The organism is Streptomyces sp. NPDC058284, assembly GCF_042881135.1.
GTDB lineage: Bacteria > Actinomycetota > Actinomycetes > Streptomycetales > Streptomycetaceae > Streptomyces.
Genome location: NZ_JBHVYE010000013.1, coordinates 63002 through 80563, shown reverse-complemented (window position 1 = coordinate 80563; position 17562 = coordinate 63002). Strand labels below are relative to the sequence as shown.

At 68.9% G+C, this 17562-nt stretch carries 13 protein-coding genes; 3 read left to right on the top strand and 10 right to left on the bottom strand.

All coding sequences use genetic code 11. The features are described from left to right. Nucleotides 1–111: 111 nt before the first annotated feature. Together ACFVYR_RS19575 and ACFVYR_RS19570 are read right to left on the bottom strand one after the other, a co-directional pair. On the bottom strand, nucleotides 112–771 hold the full coding sequence (locus ACFVYR_RS19575; RefSeq protein ID WP_384257351.1) for a histidine phosphatase family protein: 660 nt from the start codon (nucleotides 769–771) through the stop codon (nucleotides 112–114). 34 nt (nucleotides 772–805) lie between these two features. Then, nucleotides 806–2365, bottom strand: a complete 1560-nt coding sequence (locus ACFVYR_RS19570; protein ID WP_384257385.1) for an ABC-F family ATP-binding cassette domain-containing protein — start codon at nucleotides 2363–2365, stop codon at nucleotides 806–808. Between the two features lie 186 nt (nucleotides 2366–2551). Between ACFVYR_RS19570 and ACFVYR_RS19565 the strand changes: the two genes are divergently transcribed. Continuing rightward, nucleotides 2552–3331, top strand: a complete 780-nt coding sequence (locus ACFVYR_RS19565; RefSeq protein WP_384257353.1) for a TetR-like C-terminal domain-containing protein — start codon at nucleotides 2552–2554, stop codon at nucleotides 3329–3331. Between the two features lie 105 nt (nucleotides 3332–3436). Here ACFVYR_RS19565 and ACFVYR_RS19560 read toward each other — a convergent pair whose 3' ends face one another. Beyond that, nucleotides 3437–4042 carry a YdbC family protein gene (locus ACFVYR_RS19560; protein WP_384257355.1) on the bottom strand — a complete coding sequence of 202 codons (606 nt, stop codon included), beginning with the start codon at nucleotides 4040–4042 and terminating at the stop codon, nucleotides 3437–3439. Between the two features lie 33 nt (nucleotides 4043–4075). After that, a complete protein-coding gene (locus ACFVYR_RS19555) occupies nucleotides 4076–4897 on the bottom strand; it encodes an arylamine N-acetyltransferase (protein WP_384257358.1) in 822 nt (273 codons plus the stop codon). Nucleotides 4898–5017: 120 nt separating this feature from the next. Between ACFVYR_RS19555 and ACFVYR_RS19550 the strand changes: the two genes are divergently transcribed. After that, on the top strand, nucleotides 5018–5593 hold the full coding sequence (locus ACFVYR_RS19550) for a TerD family protein (protein ID WP_384257360.1): 576 nt from the start codon (nucleotides 5018–5020) through the stop codon (nucleotides 5591–5593). Between the two features lie 150 nt (nucleotides 5594–5743). On the opposite strand, the gene ACFVYR_RS19545 is transcribed toward ACFVYR_RS19550, so the two are convergent. After that, nucleotides 5744–8641 (bottom strand): vitamin B12-dependent ribonucleotide reductase, encoded by a 2898-nt coding sequence (locus ACFVYR_RS19545; RefSeq protein ID WP_384257363.1) that lies wholly within the window; start codon nucleotides 8639–8641, stop codon nucleotides 5744–5746. A 134-nt stretch (nucleotides 8642–8775) separates the two neighbouring features. After that, on the bottom strand, nucleotides 8776–9321 hold the full coding sequence (gene nrdR / locus ACFVYR_RS19540) for a transcriptional regulator NrdR (protein WP_219689514.1): 546 nt from the start codon (nucleotides 9319–9321) through the stop codon (nucleotides 8776–8778). A gap of 482 nt (nucleotides 9322–9803) precedes the next feature. Here nrdR and lexA point away from each other — a divergent pair, with 482 nt between their 5' ends. Next, nucleotides 9804–10589 (top strand): transcriptional repressor LexA, encoded by a 786-nt coding sequence (gene lexA, locus ACFVYR_RS19535; protein WP_355804345.1) that lies wholly within the window; start codon nucleotides 9804–9806, stop codon nucleotides 10587–10589. A gap of 233 nt (nucleotides 10590–10822) precedes the next feature. On the opposite strand, the gene ACFVYR_RS19530 is transcribed toward lexA, so the two are convergent. The 4 genes from ACFVYR_RS19530 to ACFVYR_RS19515 are packed head-to-tail and all read right to left on the bottom strand — an operon-like array spanning nucleotide 10823 to nucleotide 17559. After that, on the bottom strand, nucleotides 10823–12793 hold the full coding sequence (locus ACFVYR_RS19530) for an ATP-dependent DNA helicase (protein ID WP_384257366.1): 1971 nt from the start codon (nucleotides 12791–12793) through the stop codon (nucleotides 10823–10825). A gap of 40 nt (nucleotides 12794–12833) precedes the next feature. Beyond that, nucleotides 12834–14702, bottom strand: a complete 1869-nt coding sequence (locus ACFVYR_RS19525) for an IucA/IucC family protein (RefSeq protein ID WP_384257368.1) — start codon at nucleotides 14700–14702, stop codon at nucleotides 12834–12836. A 58-nt stretch (nucleotides 14703–14760) separates the two neighbouring features. Then, nucleotides 14761–15474, bottom strand: coding sequence for a GNAT family N-acetyltransferase (locus ACFVYR_RS19520; protein WP_384257371.1), 714 nt, complete (start codon nucleotides 15472–15474; stop codon nucleotides 14761–14763). A 36-nt stretch (nucleotides 15475–15510) separates the two neighbouring features. Further along, a complete protein-coding gene (locus tag ACFVYR_RS19515; protein ID WP_384257373.1) occupies nucleotides 15511–17559 on the bottom strand; it encodes an IucA/IucC family protein in 2049 nt (682 codons plus the stop codon). Nucleotides 17560–17562 lie beyond the last annotated feature (3 nt).

The window sequence follows — 17562 nt, the reverse complement described above, 5'->3', positions numbered from 1 at the left end:
AATTCGTTGCTCACGGGTACAGCACCACCAACTGGTCGACCATCCGTCCCACCCCGAGCCTTCGCCCGGGTCACCGTCGCCACCTCGACGACCACGGCAATCGTGCGGCGCCTAACCGGTGATCCCGTACGACTCCGGCTCACGCCACCGTTCGAACGGCCGGTCCAGCGTGTACTTGCCGTCCTCGCCGAGCACCAGCATCCTCATCTCTCCGTTGCCCGGATTGGACAGCGACTCGAACTCGGCCACCGACCAGTGGAACCACCGCATACAGAACAGCCGCATGGTCAGTCCGTGGGTGACCAGCAGGACGTTCGGCGGATGGTCCGGGGCCTCGAAGCTCCGGTAGAGGCTCTCCAGGAAGGCCCCCACCCGGTCGTAGACATCGGCCCCCGACTCTCCCTGCGCGAAACGGTAGAAGAAGTGCCCGTACGCGTCCCGGTACGCCTTCTGCAGGCGCACGTCGTCCCTGTCCTGCCAGTTGCCCCAGTCCTGCTCCCGCAGCCTCGGCTCCTCGCGCACGCGGACCAGTTCGGGATCGAGTCGGAGCGCCTGGAAGGTCTCATGGGTCCGGCGGTACGGCGAGACATACACGCTCACCCGCTCACGGCCGAGCAGTTCCCGCACGTGTTTGCCCATGTCAGCCGCTTGGGCCCACCCCGTTTCGGTGAGTGCGAGCGCGTGGTCGGGTTCGCGCTCGTACACGGTGTCGTCGGCGTTTCCAGCCGACTCGCCGTGCCGGACCAGGAAGATGCGCCGCGGGCGTGCCATAAGGAAACCCTAGATCGGGTCCCTGGCGGGCCGCTCAGTCGGGTAGCCGTCCAGCCTCCATCCGGCGTATTCGGCCGGTGAAGCGCCGGCGCAGCAACCGGTCGTGCGAGACGACCACCAAGGCTCCCGTCCACTGGTCCAGGGCCGCCTCCAGCTCCTCGACCAGGCCGAGCGCCAAGTGGTTGGCCGGCTCGTCGAGCAACAGCAGGTCTGCGGGTCTGGCGAGCAGCCGCGCGAGAGCCAGCCTCCGGCGCTGCCCGGCGGACAGGGCCCCGACCGGAACGTGCAGGTCGCGGGGCCGGAACAGGCCGTACGAAAGGAGCAGTTCCCGCTGTTCCTCCTCGGTGAGCCCGAGGCCCCTGCCGAATACCTGAAGGACCCGCTCGGTGGGGCGTCGCGCCGGTATCTCCTGGGCGAGATAGCCGATGCGGCCTCTGCGGTCGACGGTGCCCGCGTCGGGTTCGAGCACGCCCGCCATGGTGCGCAGCAGCGTGGATTTTCCCGCGCCATTGCCTCCATGGATCAGCAGTCGTTCACCGGCCGAGACGGTGAGCGACTCCACGGCGAGCCGCTCACCCACCCGGACGTCCCGCAGGGTCACCAGCGGTCCTTCGGCCGCACCGGCCACGGGGCGCGCCATGAAGCGGAGCGGCTCCGGAGGCTTGGGCACCGGCTGTTCGCGCAGTCGGCGCAGTCGTTCCTGTGCGTTCCGCACGCGTCCCGAAATCGAGGCCTGGACCCGGCCGCCGGCCCGGTCGTAGGCCATCTTGTTGTTGTCCTTCATGCCCCGCCCACCGGCGACGGAGTGGGCGGTGGTCCCCATGAACTCCTGGAGGCGGCTCGTCTCCTCGCACCACTGCGCGTACTCCTGCTCCCAGCGCTGCCGGGCGGCCGCCCGTTCCGCCACGAGCCCCTGGTATCCGCCGCCGTGCCGCACCACCGAACGACGGTCGGCGTCCACTTCGAGGATCGCGGTGGTCACGCGTTCCAGGAACGTGCGGTCATGTGAGACCGCGACCACCGTTCCGCGATGCGCCGACAGGGCACTCTCCAGCCAGTCCAGCGCGCCCTCGTCCAAGTGGTTGGTCGGCTCGTCCAACAGCATCACCTCGGGTGCTGCCGCGATGAGGCAGGCAAGCCCGAGCCGTGCCTGCTCACCACCGGACAGGCTGCCCAGAGTTCTGTCCCGGTCGATGTGCCCGAGGCCCAGGCCGTGCATCGCCTTGTCCACGCGCGCGTCGGCCTCGTAACCACCACGCAGTTCGAAGGCCGTCAGCAGGTCGCCGTACACACTCAACTCGCGCTCGGTCGCGGAACCGAGCCCCGCCTCAAGGCTGCGCAACCGTCCTTCCATTGAGCGCAGTTCGGCCAGCGCCTCGTCGATCGTGTCAGCGACGCGACTGTTCGCCGGAAGCTGCGGAGTCTGAGCGAGCAGCCCGGCTCCCCGCTCGGCGACGGTCACCACCTCACCCTCGTCGGGCATCTCGTCGCCGGACATCAGGTGCAGCAGCGTGGACTTTCCCGCGCCGTTCTCCCCCACGACACCTATGCGCTCACCCGGCCGGATCGCGAGGGACACCCCGTCGAACAGCATCCGGTCACCACGAGTCTTGATCACGCCATGCAGAGAGATCTGAGTAGGCAAAGGAACCCCCGTTTTCGCATCCACCCAACTAAACACAACGGATGTCGCATTACGATGAGTGTGACAGACTGCCCGAGCTAATGCAACACGAGTTGCACTTATTTTTGTCCCGGGCGCCGAGGAGGGAACGCGAAGATGGCGGACAAGCACGTCGCGGCTGGTCGTAGCAGTGCGGGACTGAGCGACGGAGAGCCCGGGTCCAGCGTGACCGAAGAGCGGAGTGGGACCGGAACCGGCAGATCGGACGGAACCGGCAGATCGGACGCCGGTGGACGGGAGGCCGACAGATCGGACCTCGCCGGGCCGGAGGCGGCTCCCGCCCCCGGCACCCGCCGCCCCGGCGGCCGCACCGCCCGCACCCGCGCAGCCGTCCGGGACGCGGTGCTGAGCGGCCTGGCCGACCACGGCTACCCCGGCCTCACCGTCGAATACGTGGCCGACCACTCGGGTGTGCACAAGACGACGTTGTACCGCCGCTGGGGCGGCCTCGAAGGAATGGTCGCCGACGCGCTGGAGATGGCGGGCGAGGACGCGTGGACTCCGCCGGACACCGGCAGCCTGGAAGGCGACCTGAGGGAACTCGCCCGCGAGGTGGTCGAATCCTTCTCCGACGACGCCGCGTCCGCCGCCCCTACCGCTTTCGTCGCGGCGTCCTTCCAGTCACAGCGGGCCGCAGATGCCCTGCACGCCTTCTACGCCGAGCGGTTCACCCGCTGCGAGACGGTCGTGGAGCGCGCCGTGGCGCGTGGCGAGGCATCGCCGGACACCGACGCGGCTGCGCTCGTCCGTGCCGTTTCCGCCCCGCTGCTGCTCCGCGTGTTCATCACCCGCGAACCGATCGACCTGGCGCTCGCCGACCAGTCGGCGGCGGCAGCCGTTGCGGCCACTCGCGAGGGCGCGTTCGCCCGGCGCTGACCGCCCCCTCGACAGAAATGCCGTCCGCGGCGCGGAAGGAGAAGGAACCACCAAGAGAAGGAAGAGGCCAGACCGTCACGGCCCAAGATCAGAACCGGCCACGGGTCAGACCGTCCACGACGGTTCCAACTGCACGATGTCCCCCGCGAGCGCGGAGACGTCGGCGTCCGTCTGCGCCCGCAGCGACAGGCGCTCGACCCGTTCGGCCCGGTACTTGCCGTGCTCGGCCGCCGACTGCCACATCGAGAGCACCAGGAATTCGTGTCCGGGCGCCTCGCCGAAGAGACCGCGCACCATTCCCGGTGAACCGGCCATAGCGGGGTTCCACACCTTCTCCTGCATCAGCGCGAAGTGCTCGACCCGCGCCTCCCGGACCCGGCAGTGCGCGACACGCACCACGTCCGCGTCCGTGAAGCGCGGCTCGAACCCCGTCTTCACATCGAAGCGGTGGTCGAAGAGTTTGGCTTGCCGCTTCTTGAAGGTGCCGGACTGCGCGGTCGCGAGCCGGTCGTGCGAGCGGGCCATGAAGGAGTCGTAGAAGGCACGGCTCTCCCAGAAGGCGAAGACGTGAGCGACACCCTGCCGTCCCCGGCTCCACCCCCCGCCCTGTCCCCGGAACCCCGGCTCCCCCAAAAGCCCCGCCCACTTTCGCTGCCCGCGTTCGAACCCCCGACGGTCCACCACGGTGCAGCGAGTCCACTTGACCAGCACCGCGCCATCGTACGGTGCGGAGTGCGGCCCGGGTCACGCTCCGGCGTAGTGCACCCGGATCAGCTCGGCCGAGTCGTCGGCATCGAGTTCGATACCGAACTCCCGGTCGAGAACAGCTCTCAATTCGCCCACAGGAACGCTTCGTTGCTCCACCACTCCGTCCGGACGCACCACCGCCAACTGATCGGCCACGAGTCGGCGGCGTACCTCCGGATCGGCCTTCTGCACCACCGGGCGTCGGATGAACGACGACCTGGGGTGGGTCGACGTGTAGTGGTTCATTACTACGTAGTCGACGGGAAGCCGCCGCTCCAGGGTGTACGCGTAGAGGTCGAACCATCCGTCATAGCCCCATGTCTGCAGCGCCAGGACACCGTCGTCCTCCTGCCGGAGCCGGAAACGCCACTCCCCTTGTTGCCGCTCCACGCCGGCGCGCAGCGGCATGGGTTCGAGCAGCCCGTCGGCACCGAAGCCGACGTCGCAGTGGAAGGCCTCGCCGTCCACCTCGACCTTGAGGAGCATGTGGGTCACCGCGCGCGTGGAGGAAGCCCCGGACCTGACGCGGGCCCCGAGACCGGTGACGGTGAAGCCGAGGTGTTCCAAGGCGGCGGCGAAGAGCAGATTCTGCTCGTAGCAGTAACCGCCCCGCCGCTTGTGCAGCAGCTTGGCCTGCAGTGCCGAGAGGTCCAGCGGGACCGAACGGCCGAGCATCATCTCGAGGTTCTCGAAGGGGATCGCCGCCACGTGCGCACTGTGGAGCGCGTACAGGGTGTCGAGATCCGGCTTGGTCCCGCCGGTGTGCCCGAGCCTCGCCAGGTAGGCCTCGATGTCGAGCTCTTCGCCGTTCCATGTCATAGGTCCATGATCCCTCGACCGCCCCGCGCACCGACCCGCGACGCCCACGCCCGGCCCCCACCACCGTGAGCAGGGATGCCACGGCGTTGTCAGGGGTACGCCGTAGCGTGTGTGTGGGACATGCCTGGTGAATTCTCAGCGGCCAGGTCACGAGGAGGGGGAAGACCGATGAGCAGTGTCAGCAAGGGAATCAAGAAGGTGGAAGTCGGCCTCAAGTGGGATCCGAGCCCGGCCGGCCGGCCGCCCAACGACCTCGACATCATCGCCGCGACGTACGCGGCGGACGCTCCGTACGGCACCCCCGTCTACCTCGTGCACTTCGACAGCCGCTCCCCCGACGGCACGATCACGCTCAACCGGGACAGCAGGACGGGCCAGGGGTTCGGCTTCGACGAGGTCATGACCCTGGAATTGGACCGGCTCGCCTCCACGGTCGTACGGGTGGTGGTGGGGGTGGCCATACAGCAGCACACGGAGCCGAAGGTCCTGGGCGACATCGCGAACACCGCGGTCCGCATTCGCGAGGGATACACGGACCTGGCGCAGAACGATCTGGGCAGTGTCTCCGGCTCCACCGCCGCGACCGTCGCCGAGTTCACCCGGGACGAGTCAGGGGCCTGGTCGTTCCGCGAATCCGTCCGGGGCTTCGACGCCGACCCGACCTCGTTCGCCTCGCTCATGGGCGGCGCGCACTGAGCCCTCTGCGCGGCCGTCTCCGATCCCGTCACGGGTACGCGAAAGGGGACCGGCCTGAGGCCGGTCCCCTTCGTGACCTTCGTGAGCTGCTGGTCAGCTATCGGTGCGAGCTACGTAGGACGGGTGTGCCCCACGCGGATTCGCCCGGTATCAGCTGCAGCCGCTCGTGGATCCGCAGCCCTCGCAGATGTAGCAGGAGCCCGCGCGCTGCATCTTCGTGCCGCAGGAGAAGCACAGCGGCGCGTCGGCCTGGATGCCCAGCTGCATCTCCACGAGCTCGGCGCTGGTGTGCGCCTGCTGCGGGACCTCCTTGACCGCATCGGACTCGGCCTTCGGCGTGGCGACCGCCTTCAGGGCCTCGGTCTGCCGCGGGGCGGACTGAGCCAGCCCCTCGACGTCGACCTCGTCCTCGGCGGCCTCGTACGAGCCGGTCTCCAGGTGACGCTGACGCTCCTCGGCGGAGTGGATGCCGAGCGCGGAGCGCGTCTCGAAGGGCAGGAAGTCCAGCGCCAGGCGGCGGAAGATGTAGTCGACGATCGACTGCGCCATCCGCACGTCCGGGTCGTCCGTCATGCCGGCCGGCTCGAAGCGCATGTTCGTGAACTTGGAGACGTACGTCTCCAGGGGCACGCCGTACTGCAGGCCGACCGAGACGGCGATGGAGAAGGCGTCCATCATGCCCGCGAGGGTCGAACCCTGCTTGGACATCTTCAGGAAGACCTCGCCGAGACCGTCGTCCGGGTAGGAGTTGGCGGTCATGTAGCCCTCGGCGCCGCCCACCGTGAAGGAGGTGGTGATGCCGGGACGGCCCTTCGGGAGACGCTTGCGGACCGGGCGGTACTCGACCACCTTCTCGACCGCGGAACGGATCGTGTCCTCGGTCTTCTCGGTGATCTCGGCCTTCTCCTGCTCCTTCTTCTTGGCGGAGAGCGGCTGACCGACCTTGCAGTTGTCGCGGTAGATGGCGAGCGCCTTGACGCCCATCTTCCACGCCTCGAAGTAGACCTCTTCGACGTCCTCGACGGTGGCGGTCTCCGGGAGGTTGACCGTCTTGGAGAGGGCGCCCGAGATCCACGGCTGGATCGCGGCCATCATGCGGACGTGGCCCATCGCGGAGATGGAGCGCTCGCCCATGGCGCAGTCGAAGACCTCGTAGTGCTCGGTCTTCAGGCCCGGGGCGTCGATCACATTGCCGTTCTCGGCGATGTGGGCGACGATCGCCTCGATCTGCTCCTCCTGGTAGCCCAGGCGGCGCAGAGCCTGCGGCACGGTGCCGTTGACGATCTGCATCGAGCCGCCGCCGACGAGCTTCTTGAACTTCACCAGGGCGAGGTCGGGCTCCAGGCCCGTGGTGTCGCAGGACATCGCGAGACCGATGGTGCCGGTCGGGGCGATGACGGACGCCTGCGAGTTACGGAACCCGTTCTTCTCGCCGAGGCGGATCACGTCCTGCCAGGCCTCCGTGGCGGCGGCCCAGATCGGCGAGTCCAGGTCGTCCATGCGGACGGCCGTGGCGTTGGCGTCGGCGTGCTGCTTCATGACGCGCTTGTGCGGCGTGGCGTTCTTGGCGTAGCCGTCGTAAGGGCCGACGACCGCGGCCAGCTCGGCGGAACGCTTGTACGACGTACCGGTCATCAGCGAGGTGATGGCGCCGGCGAGGGCGCGGCCGCCGTCGGAGTCGTAGGCGTGACCGGTGGCCATCAGGAGGGCGCCGAGGTTGGCGTAGCCGATGCCCAGCTGGCGGAAGGCGCGGGTGTTCTCACCGATCTTCTGCGTCGGGAAGTCCGCGAAGCAGATGGAGATGTCCATCGCGGTGATGACCAGCTCGACGACCTTGGAGAAGCGCTCGGAGTCGAAGGACTGGTTGCCCTTGCCGTCGTCCTTGAGGAACTTCATCAGGTTCAGCGAGGCGAGGTTGCAGGACGTGTTGTCCAGGTGCATGTACTCGCTGCACGGGTTCGAGCCGTTGATGCGGCCGGACTCCGGGCAGGTGTGCCAGGCGTTGATGGTGTCGTCGTACTGGATGCCGGGGTCGGCGCAGGCCCAGGCGGCCTCGGCCATCTTGCGGAAGAGCGACTTGGCGTCGACCTCCTCGATGACGTCGCCCGTCATGCGGGAGGTGAGGCCGAACTTGCCGCCCTCCTCGACCGCCTTCATGAACGTGTCGTTCACGCGGACCGAGTTGTTGGCGTTCTGGTACTGGACGGACGTGATGTCGTCGCCGCCCAGGTCCATGTCGAAGCCCGCGTCACGCAGGGCGCGGATCTTCTCCTCTTCCTTCACCTTGGTCTCGATGAAGCCCTCGATGTCGGGGTGGTCGACGTCGAGGATGACCATCTTGGCCGCGCGACGCGTGGCGCCACCGGACTTGATCGTTCCTGCGGAGGCGTCGGCACCGCGCATGAAGGAGACGGGACCCGAGGCATTGCCTCCGGAGGAGAGCAGTTCCTTGGAGGAACGGATGCGGGAGAGGTTCAGGCCGGCACCGGAGCCGCCCTTGAAGATCATGCCCTCTTCCTTGTACCAGTCGAGGATCGACTCCATGGAGTCGTCGACGGCGAGGATGAAGCAGGCGGAGACCTGCTGCGGCTGGGGCGTGCCGACGTTGAACCAGACCGGCGAGTTGAAGCTGAAGACCTGGTGCAGGAGGGCGTAGGCCAGCTCGTGCTCGAAGATCTCGGCGTCGGCGGGCGAGGCGAAGTAGCTGTACTCCTCACCGGCCTTGCGGTAGGTCTTCACGATGCGGTCGATCAGCTGCTTGAGGCCGGTCTCGCGCTGCGGGGTACCAACAGCCCCGCGGAAGTACTTACTGGTGACGATGTTGACCGCGTTCACCGACCAGAAGTCGGGGAACTCGACGCCACGCTGCTCGAAATTGACCGAGCCGTCGCGCCAGTTGGTCATGACGACGTCTCGGCGCTCCCAGACCACCTCGTCGTACGGATGCACGCCGGGGGTCGTGTGGATGCGCTCGATACGCAGACCCTTGTTGGCCTTGGACCCCTTGGCGCGGGAACCTCGTGCCGGGCCGCTCGTCGTCTCGGTCATGCCGCCTCCCTGTATCAGGCTAAAACGCCCTGAAGTGCCACGTTCTTCCCTGTGGCACGGATGTGTGTCTGGTGTCGAGGGCATCACAGAGGACGCCCTCAACAGGTCTGGTCAGCCGCCGGCCGGTCAGCCGGTCAGTCGGCGGCAGTGGCGGGCACCGGGACTTCGACAGTCCCTCCGGGCCCGCGGTCATTCACGACGCGCTCTCCGCCCGCGTCGCGCGGCTCCGCGTCCAGCCGCTGTTCCCTCAGCTCCCCGATGGCAGCCTCGAAGTCCTCGAGCGAGTCGAAGGCCCGGTACACGGACGCGAAGCGCAGGTAGGCGACGAGGTCGAGCTCCTGCAGCGGACCCAGTATGGCAAGGCCCACGTCGTGCGTGGTCAGCTCGGCGCTACCGGTGGCGCGCACCGCCTCTTCGACCCGCTGGCCGAGCAGTGCGAGCGCGTCCTCGGTCACCGGACGTCCCTGGCACGCCTTACGGACGCCATTGATGACCTTCGTGCGACTGAAGGGCTCCGTCACACCGCTGCGCTTGATCACCATCAGTGAACACGTCTCCACCGTCGTGAAACGACGGGAGCAGTCGGGGCACTGACGGCGACGGCGAATCGACGTGCCGTCGTCGGTGGTCCGGCTGTCTACTACGCGGCTGTCGGGGTGCCTGCAGAAGGGGCAGTGCATGGAACTCCCAACCCTCCTTCACGGCACGACTCGTAAGCCTCAACGGGCCCGTGGGGCCCTCGAAGCAGCCCCAAGCATAGGCGATGGCCGAGGCCCCGGAAGACCAGGGACCACAACTTCTGGGCCACTGATGCAATCCAACCACTAGATCTGGGGTCTGGCCGCCTTTTCGCACCTCGCGTGTCGTCCGGAGGGTGCTCGCGCCCGCCGCGCGCACGCCGCTCGGAGCGGGGCCGGTGCCGGGTTCGCGAGACGACGAGTGGCAGTATGAGAGGCCCGCGAAGGGACTCAAGACTTCAGCGGTGAAGCGTACCGTAATGAACCGAATTGCCCTTCCGCCCTGGCGGCAGCCATACACCCGCACACATGATCACGGCAGGTAATCGTCGATTTTTCACTCGAACGTGTGTTTGGCGCAACCTTTCGAAAGCAACTACCGTTGGCTAGCTAGGGAGAGAACATCTCGAGAGGGGCCGACCGACGTGACCACCACCGCAGACAGCGCCACCATCACTGCCCAGGACCGTTCTCAGAGCCGACTCGAGCCGGTGCATGCCATGAATGACGCAGCCACGAACCAGGAGGGGCCCGCGCCCACCCGCTCCCTGCCGGGCCGACCTCCAGGCATCCGTGCCGACAGCTCGGGGCTGACCGATCGGCAACGCAGGGTGATCGAGGTCATCAGGGACTCCGTGCAGCGGCGCGGCTACCCGCCGTCGATGCGGGAGATCGGTCAGGCCGTCGGCCTCTCCAGCACCTCCTCCGTCGCACATCAGCTGATGGCCCTGGAGCGCAAGGGTTTCCTGCGCCGGGACCCGCACCGGCCGCGCGCCTACGAGGTCCGGGGCTCCGACCAGCCGAGCAGCCAGCCCACCGACACCACCGGCAAGCCTGCCGCCTCGTACGTCCCGCTCGTCGGCCGTATCGCGGCCGGTGGCCCAATCCTCGCCGAGGAGTCGGTGGAGGACGTCTTCCCGCTCCCCCGGCAGCTCGTCGGCGACGGTGAGCTCTTCGTCCTGAAGGTCGTCGGCGACTCGATGATCGAGGCCGCGATCTGCGACGGCGACTGGGTCACGGTCCGCCGCCAGCCCGTCGCGGAGAACGGCGACATCGTGGCCGCCATGCTGGACGGCGAAGCGACCGTCAAGCGCTTCAAGCGCGAGGACGGCCACGTCTGGCTGCTCCCGCACAACTCGGCGTACCAGCCGATCCCCGGCGACGAGGCGACGATCCTCGGCAAGGTCGTGGCGGTGCTGCGGCGGGTGTGAGACCGCCCCTGACCGGGCCCCGGAACCAACTGCGCCGGTTCCGGGGCCCTGCTATGTCCGGCGCACCCGGCGGCTACTGCTGGTCCAGGGTGCGGAGGGTCATGCAACCGTGCTCAGCCGCCCAGGAACGGGCTTACGCGGGGTCTGTGTGGCCCCGCGCTCTCCACCTGCCGCCCGGCTGCCGCCTCCTTGGCCAGCGCCCTGAGGCAGCGCCTGAGAGGCCTAGCCCTGACCTAACCCTCTTCGGCCTTCGCGGCGGCGTCGATCGCGGCCAGGGAACGGCGCGCCTGATTGCGGTCCGTCGTGTACCAGAAATCAGGCAGCGAGGCCCGCAGGTAGCTGCCGTAGCGCGCGGTCGCGAGGCGGGGGTCCAGGACGGCGACCACGCCACGGTCCCCGGACGCGCGGACGAGACGTCCCGCACCCTGCGCCATCAGGAGGGCCGCGTGCGTCGCAGCGACCGCCATGAAGCCATTGCCCCCGGCCTCGTCCACCGCCTTCTGGCGGGCGCTCATCAGCGGATCGTCGGGGCGCGGGAACGGGATCTTGTCCATGATCACCAGCTGGCAGCTGGCGCCCGGCACATCCACGCCCTGCCAGAGCGAGAGCGTCCCGAAGAGACACGTCTTCGGGTCCGCCGCGAAGCCCTTGATCAGCTCGCCCAGGGTCTCCTCGCCCTGCAGCAGGATGGGCACGTCCAGGCGCTCCCGCAGCTCCTCGGCCGCCCCCTGGGCAGCACGCATGGAGGAGAACAGGCCGAGCGTACGGCCACCGGCCGCCTCGATCAGCTCGGCCAGCTCATCGAGCATGTCACTGCGGGTGCCCTCGCGCCCCGGCCGCGCCAGATGCTTGGCGACGTACAGAATGCCCTGTTTGCCGTAATCGAAGGGCGAGCCGACGTCGAGGCCCTTCCAGACGGGCGCGTCCTCGGACACGGCGCCCTCCGGGGCCAGGCCGAGCGATGCGCCCACCCCGTTGAAGTCGCCGCCGAGCTTCAGCGTCGCGGAGGTGAGGACCACCGAACGGTCGGCGAAGAGCTTCTCCCTGAGGAGCCCCGACACGGACATGGGGGCCACGCGCAGGGAGGCGCCGAAGCGCTCGTGGCGCTCGTACCAGACGACGTCGTACTCGGAACCGTTCGTGATGCGCTCCGCCACGTCGTGGATCGACTCCACGGATGCGAGTGCCTGCTTGCGGACCGCGTCCTCGTCCTGCACCGACTTGTCACGGGTCGAGCCGAGCGCCGTGATGACCGTGCGGGCGGCGTCACGCAGGGCCATCAGCGCGTATCCGAGATCCTCGGGGATCTCCTCGAGGCGGCCAGGCAGAGCCAGCTCCATCAGCCGCTCGAACCCCTCCGACGCGGTCTGGAGCTGATCCGCGGCCTTTTCGTTGACGAGCTTGGCCACACGGCGCACCGCACGGTTCACCTGCCCCGGGGTGAGCTCACCCGTGGCCACGCCGGTGACACGGGAGACCAGCTCATGCGCCTCGTCCACGATCAGCACCTCGTGCTGGGGCAGGACGGGTGCGCCCTCGATGGCGTCGATGGCGAGCAGCGCGTGATTGGTGACGACGACGTCGGAGAGCTTGGCGCGCTCGCGGGCCGCCTCGGCGAAGCACTCCGCGCCGTAGGCACACTTTGAAGCGCCCAGGCACTCCCTGGAGGAGACGGACACCTGGGACCAGGCACGATCCGAGACACCCGGGGTGAGGTCGTCACGGTCGCCCGTCTCGGTCTCGTCCGCCCAGTCCCGCATCCGCAGGAGGTCCTGGCCCAGCTTGCTGGTGGGGGCCGCCGCCTCGAACTGGTCGAAGAGTCCCTCCTCCTCGTCCTGCGGCATGCCTTCGTGGAGCCGGTGCAGACACAGGTAGTTCGAGCGGCCCTTGAGCATGGCGAACTGGGGGCGGCGGCGCAGCAGCGGATGCAGAGCGTCCACCGTGCGCGGCAGGTCCCGCTCCACGAGCTGGCGCTGCAGGGCGAGGGTGGCCGTCGCGATCACCACACGCTCTCCGTGGGCGAGGGCCGGCACGAGATAGCCGAGGGATTTGCCCGTGCCGGTGCCGGCCTGGACCAGCAGGTGGGAGCCGTCGTCGATCGCCTCGGCGACGGTCTCGGCCATGGACACCTGGCCAGGGCGTTCCGTGCCGCCGACAGCGGTGACGGCGGCGTGCAGGAGCTCGGGGAGGGAGGGCTTCGTCATAGCGCGACCACCCTACGGTGCCCCACTGACATTCCGGAGATCACGGCTGGTGGAGGGGGTTCGCCACGGTCCCGTGCACGGCGGCGTGCGGCCGCTCGGAGCGGTCGCGGTAACCGTCGAGGTGGAGGCGGTTCCGGTTGAGACAGAGCCGCTCGATACGGGGTGTGAGCAGGTCGAACATCTCGTACCGCTCCTTCAGCTCCGGAGCGTGTGCCTGGTACCGCAGAATCTCGGCACGTGCCAGCGCCCAGAAATCGTCCTCCGCGACACCCAGTTGCGCCTCGCACAACGGCGCGAGGTAGCGGAAGACGCCCACGAAGAGACCCGAGTGGATGAACTGCGTGAGGAAACCGGGGGGCTCTGTGAGGAGTACGTCGCGTACGGCGTCCGGCATCGAGTCCTGCTCGGGCAGCGGCACGGCGCTCACATTGACGTCGTCCACGAAGTCCTTCACCGCGAGCCGGACAGGCACGTCCTTGTTGTCGAAGACCACGATCGTGTTCTCCCCGTGAGGGGAGAACACTGTGCCGTAGCGGTACAGGAAGTGCAGCAGGGGCGGCAGCAGGGCGCCGAAGAGCCGGCGCAGCCATACCGTGGGGGCCAGCCCCGAGCGTTCCACGAGTTCCGCGACGAAGGCCCGGCCCACGGGATCGGTGTGCGTGAGCGAGGCGAGGGTGCGGGCGCGTTCATCGGGCGCCAGATACTTGCTGACCGGCTCGCGCCAGATCGCGCCGAGCAACTCCCTGTACTGGTAGGGGACTTCCGGTAACTGATCGTAGACGGGGTGCTCGACGGTCACCGAGGCGACTTCGCCGAGCAGGATCACTCCGCATTCGTCCCGTAGGTAGGGGTCTGCGTCGCGCAGCGCGTGCATCCATGCCGTGACGGCGGGAGCGGCGACCGTGCGTTCTGTCGGCAGTCCGCGCCACACAAGGGTGTTGAGGACCGACAAGGGGAGCTTGACGGTGTGCCGGTCCGGGCGGGAGACGTTGAGGAACGTACGGATGGACTGCTGAGGGAGGCGAAGGTCGCCGTCGCTGCAGAGCGGAACGATGGCATCCGTGGCAACGGACGGAGCGAAGAGCGGCAGCACGATCTCGTCCCACTGCCAGGGGTGCACGGGGAGGTAGAGGTAGTCACGCGGATCAAGGCCGCGAGCGCGGAGTAAGTTCGCGAAGGATTCGCGGGTGGCGGCGGCGAGTTCGCGGGTGTAGAGCTGCTGGGCGGTGTCCAGGCCCGCGACGCCTCGGTATACGGCGAGGCTGGTGTGGACGGCGATCCAGGGCAGTGCCGTGGGGTGGCGGGCTTCGGGGGCCCACCGGTCGGTGTCGCCTGCGGAGAAGCCGATGCGTCCCTTGTTGAGGACGATCCAGGGGTGACCGGTCTGGTGCCCTTCGAGTTCCGCGTAGCCGAGGTCGGCGAGCTGGGCGGCGCTCAGCGCCGTGTGGTCGATCCGGGTGTCGGCGCTGAGCGTGACGGTGAGCTCGCGGATGAGGTGGCCGAGTGTGGCGCCGTCGAGACCGAGGGTCCGCCGGGCCAGGACGAGGAACCGCACGGGGTCGTCGAAGGGGGCGGTGGATCCGTCGCCCTCGGCGAGGGTCAGGCCGGCCGGGTCCACGTACCAGCTGCCGTACGAGCCTCGGCGGGCGCGGAAGGTGAGGCAGACGCCGTCTCCTGCGATCGGGGCGGCGGTTCCGTCCCGCTCGGCCGGTTCGAGTCGGAGCCGGTAGGTGCCCTCTGCCTCGTCCGCTGCCGGTATGGGCTGGATGATCTCCTCATACGCGAACTCTCCGATCATCTTGGCCAGCAGGCGGCGCCCGGCCTCGCGCCATCTCTCCCGGTTCAGCTCGGGTGGGCCGTGGAGCTCGGCGGCGGGGTGGGGCATCTGGCCTGCGGGCGGATTCGGCACGGGGACTCCTCAGTGAGGGAACCGGATCGGGTCGAGCGGTGTACTAGGAGTGATGGGGTCACAGCACGGCGCGCAGGGCCCGGTCACGGACCATGAGAGCCGCTCGCTTGCCGGGCAGATCCACTTCGGCGGAGAAGCGGAAGCCGGCGCTCAGGAATGCGGAGACGGAGGGGGTGTTGCGCAGATCGGGTTCTGCTACGACGCGTGCGCATGCGGGGCGGTGGTCGAGTACCAAGTCGGCGACGGCTCGCAGCAACGCGGTGCCCAGGCCGCGGCCGCGGCCGGTGACACTGCCGACCAAGAGGTGGATCCCGGTGTCGTGGGGGCGCGAGGGGTAGTGGCGGGCCAGGGGGTCCAGATCCGCACGGTAGATCTCCCAGTAGCTCATCGGCATGCCCTCCAGCACGCCCAGGCAAGGAACGCTGCGTCCGTCTCCGTCGAGCTGGGAGCGCAGATGGGCCTCTGTGACGCCTTCGGGTCCCGCCAGTTCCCAGAAGGCAGCTACGGCCGGGTCATTCATCCAGCGGGTAATGAGCGGGAGGTCGCGTTCGAGACGCACAGGTACGAGTTGGAAGACGCCGACGGTAGTGGTGACGGGCCCCCAGCCTCCGACGCCGTCCAGTAGATCGTCCGCCACAGCAGCTCGCCCGTCGCTGTCGGCCAGCAGGGCGACGAGCTCGTCGGTCAGGCGCAGGTCGAGGGTGTCTGCGCAGTCGGCGCCGGCAGCGGCGGGCTCGGTCCCGGCGTCGGTGCTCGCATCGGTGGGAGTCACGGCGTCACTCCTGTCAGAAGAGGCGGGTCATGTTCCTCAGGAATGGAGGGGGTTGGAGATGGTGACGTAGACGGATTGGGTGTCGACCGGTCCGACGAGCTCGTCGAGGCCGTGCAACCGGGTCAGCAGATTGGCCTTGCACCGCAGCAGCGGCGAGTCGAGCAGCATCGCGGGCAATGGGGTGCGGAGCCGGTCGGGTCCCGAAGCGACATCGCCGAGGAAGCGGCGGAAGGCGGCCAGCAGCAGCCGTTCGTCCGCGAGCCGTTCGGCGCCGAGGGCACCGATGAGTCCGAGGACGTTGTTGATGCCGAGGTAGTAGGCGAACCGCTCGTCCGTCACCTCGTCGGAGACGAAGGTGTCGCTGTCGTGGCCGATGCCGGGAAGCCGTCGTTCGAGTTCGGTGCGCCGGGATTCCCGGAAGTAGTAGCCCTGGTTGTCGCGGTATCGGCCGCCCACGGGCCAGCCCTCGGAGTCGAGCACGAGCAGAGTGTTCTGCTGGTGCGCTTCCAGGGCGACGCCCGCCTCGCTGTCCAGCCAGAGCACGGGTCGTACTACGGCTTCGAGGTAGCGCAGGAACCACTCGGCGGCGACAGCACCTCGGGGGCGCCCTGTTCGTCCGGCGAGTCGGGTGACCGTCTCGCCGAGCCGGGAATGCATGGCGCGGCGTTCCCGGCAGGCGGGCAGCGCTGAAGGCCGGGGTGAGACGAGGCCGGCGATGCAGGTGACGTCGTCGCCGGGCCCGAAGGGGTTGTGCCGGATCATGACGTCGAGCCCGGGGACGGGCACGCCGTCGGACCCGGTGACGGCGAGCCAGGCGGGGTCGCGGACCACGTCGAAGCAGGGGTGGACCGACTGCCACTCCTCGGCGAGGCCGCTGCGCAGCAGCCGGTGGACCTCGACGCCGCGGTGCAGTTCCTTACGGAGGTTTTCACGACGGGAGTTGGTGATGCGCAGGCCGAGCGAGAGCTTCAGCATGGCGGCCGCGCCGGAGCGGTAGACGGTCCGTACGGAGGAGGTGGGGTGCCAGGGGATGCCGTGAGGGCCGAGGTCCTGGAGGAGCCCGGCGTCCAGCAAGTCGGCAGCGGCGGGGCGGTGCCGGAGCTCGCGGATCTGCCATGGGTGCACGGGCAGGGCGGCACGACCGTCCGGAAGCGGCAGGTCCGGGCCCGCGAGGCGGGCGGTGAGCCGGTCGGCGGGGACAGTGCGGCCGCGCTCGGTCCAGGCCGAGTCGGAGGCGAGTACGGAGCGGTCGACGGCCAGCCAGTGCAGTGCGAACGCGCCGCGCAACTCCGGTGAGTAAAGGCGTGATTCGGTGTCGGATAGGCCTTCGCGGCTTTTGGGGGTGGGGTGGAGGGGATGCCCGAGGAGCAGGGACTGCTCGGCGGCGAGGAAGAGGTCGGGCTCGTCGTCGGGTCGGTCGCGGCGGTCGGCGATGAACTGGGCCGTGCGCCGGACCGAGTCGGCGACGCGGCCTACCAGGTCCGCGCCGTCCGCTGATTCAGCCTGCTCACCCGACTCAGCCGCCTCAGTCGACTCAGTCACATCAGCCGCATCAGCGGGCTCGCTCTGATCAACCGGATCAACCGCTTCAGCCGCGCCACCGGGGCCGCCGCCAAGGCCAGCGGGGTCGCTCGGCGACGGCCCCGTGGCTCGGCGGGCCGTCTCCCGGCTGAGCAGGGCGGCGACGGTGACGGCGTCCACGGGAGGGGCGCTCGCCGGGCCGTCCTCCAGGTAGGGGAGGCTGAAGCGGTGCCATCCGGTGGCCGACCAGTAGTGGACGGGGACGAGCAGGGCCGTTCCACTGGCCGGGAGAGGGATGCGCAGGACTCCGCGTTCCGGCGCGGGGAGGTTGTTCTCCCTGACCCAGCAGCGCAGGAGGTTCTCGACGGCCGCCACTTGGGCTGCGGTGTACGGGTCTGGGTGTTCGAGCAGGTCGGTGGAGGTGCCGTGCAGGCGCTCGGCTTCCTGGCCGCCACCCTTCTGCCGGGGGACCGTACCGGACTCCGCCACCAGTGAGGTGTGCGCGCCGCACGCGTCTGGGGCGTGAGGGTGGGGCCGGCCTTCGGATGCGGGGGTGGCGTTCAAGAG

Excerpts from the sequence above, each read along its gene's own strand:
- nrdR (WP_219689514.1), bottom strand. The coding sequence starts at position 9,321 with ATGCACTGCCCCTTCTGCAGGCACCCCGACAGCCGCGTAGTAGACAGC.
- ACFVYR_RS19545 (WP_384257363.1), bottom strand. The coding sequence starts at position 8,641 with ATGACCGAGACGACGAGCGGCCCGGCACGAGGTTCCCGCGCCAAGGGG.
- ACFVYR_RS19565 (WP_384257353.1), top strand. The coding sequence starts at position 2,552 with ATGGCGGACAAGCACGTCGCGGCTGGTCGTAGCAGTGCGGGACTGAGC.
- ACFVYR_RS19575 (WP_384257351.1), bottom strand. The coding sequence starts at position 771 with ATGGCACGCCCGCGGCGCATCTTCCTGGTCCGGCACGGCGAGTCGGCT.
- ACFVYR_RS19555 (WP_384257358.1), bottom strand. The coding sequence starts at position 4,897 with ATGACATGGAACGGCGAAGAGCTCGACATCGAGGCCTACCTGGCGAGG.
- ACFVYR_RS19550 (WP_384257360.1), top strand. The coding sequence starts at position 5,018 with ATGCCTGGTGAATTCTCAGCGGCCAGGTCACGAGGAGGGGGAAGACCG.
- ACFVYR_RS19570 (WP_384257385.1), bottom strand. The coding sequence starts at position 2,365 with ATGCTGTTCGACGGGGTGTCCCTCGCGATCCGGCCGGGTGAGCGCATA.
- ACFVYR_RS19530 (WP_384257366.1), bottom strand. The coding sequence starts at position 12,793 with ATGACGAAGCCCTCCCTCCCCGAGCTCCTGCACGCCGCCGTCACCGCT.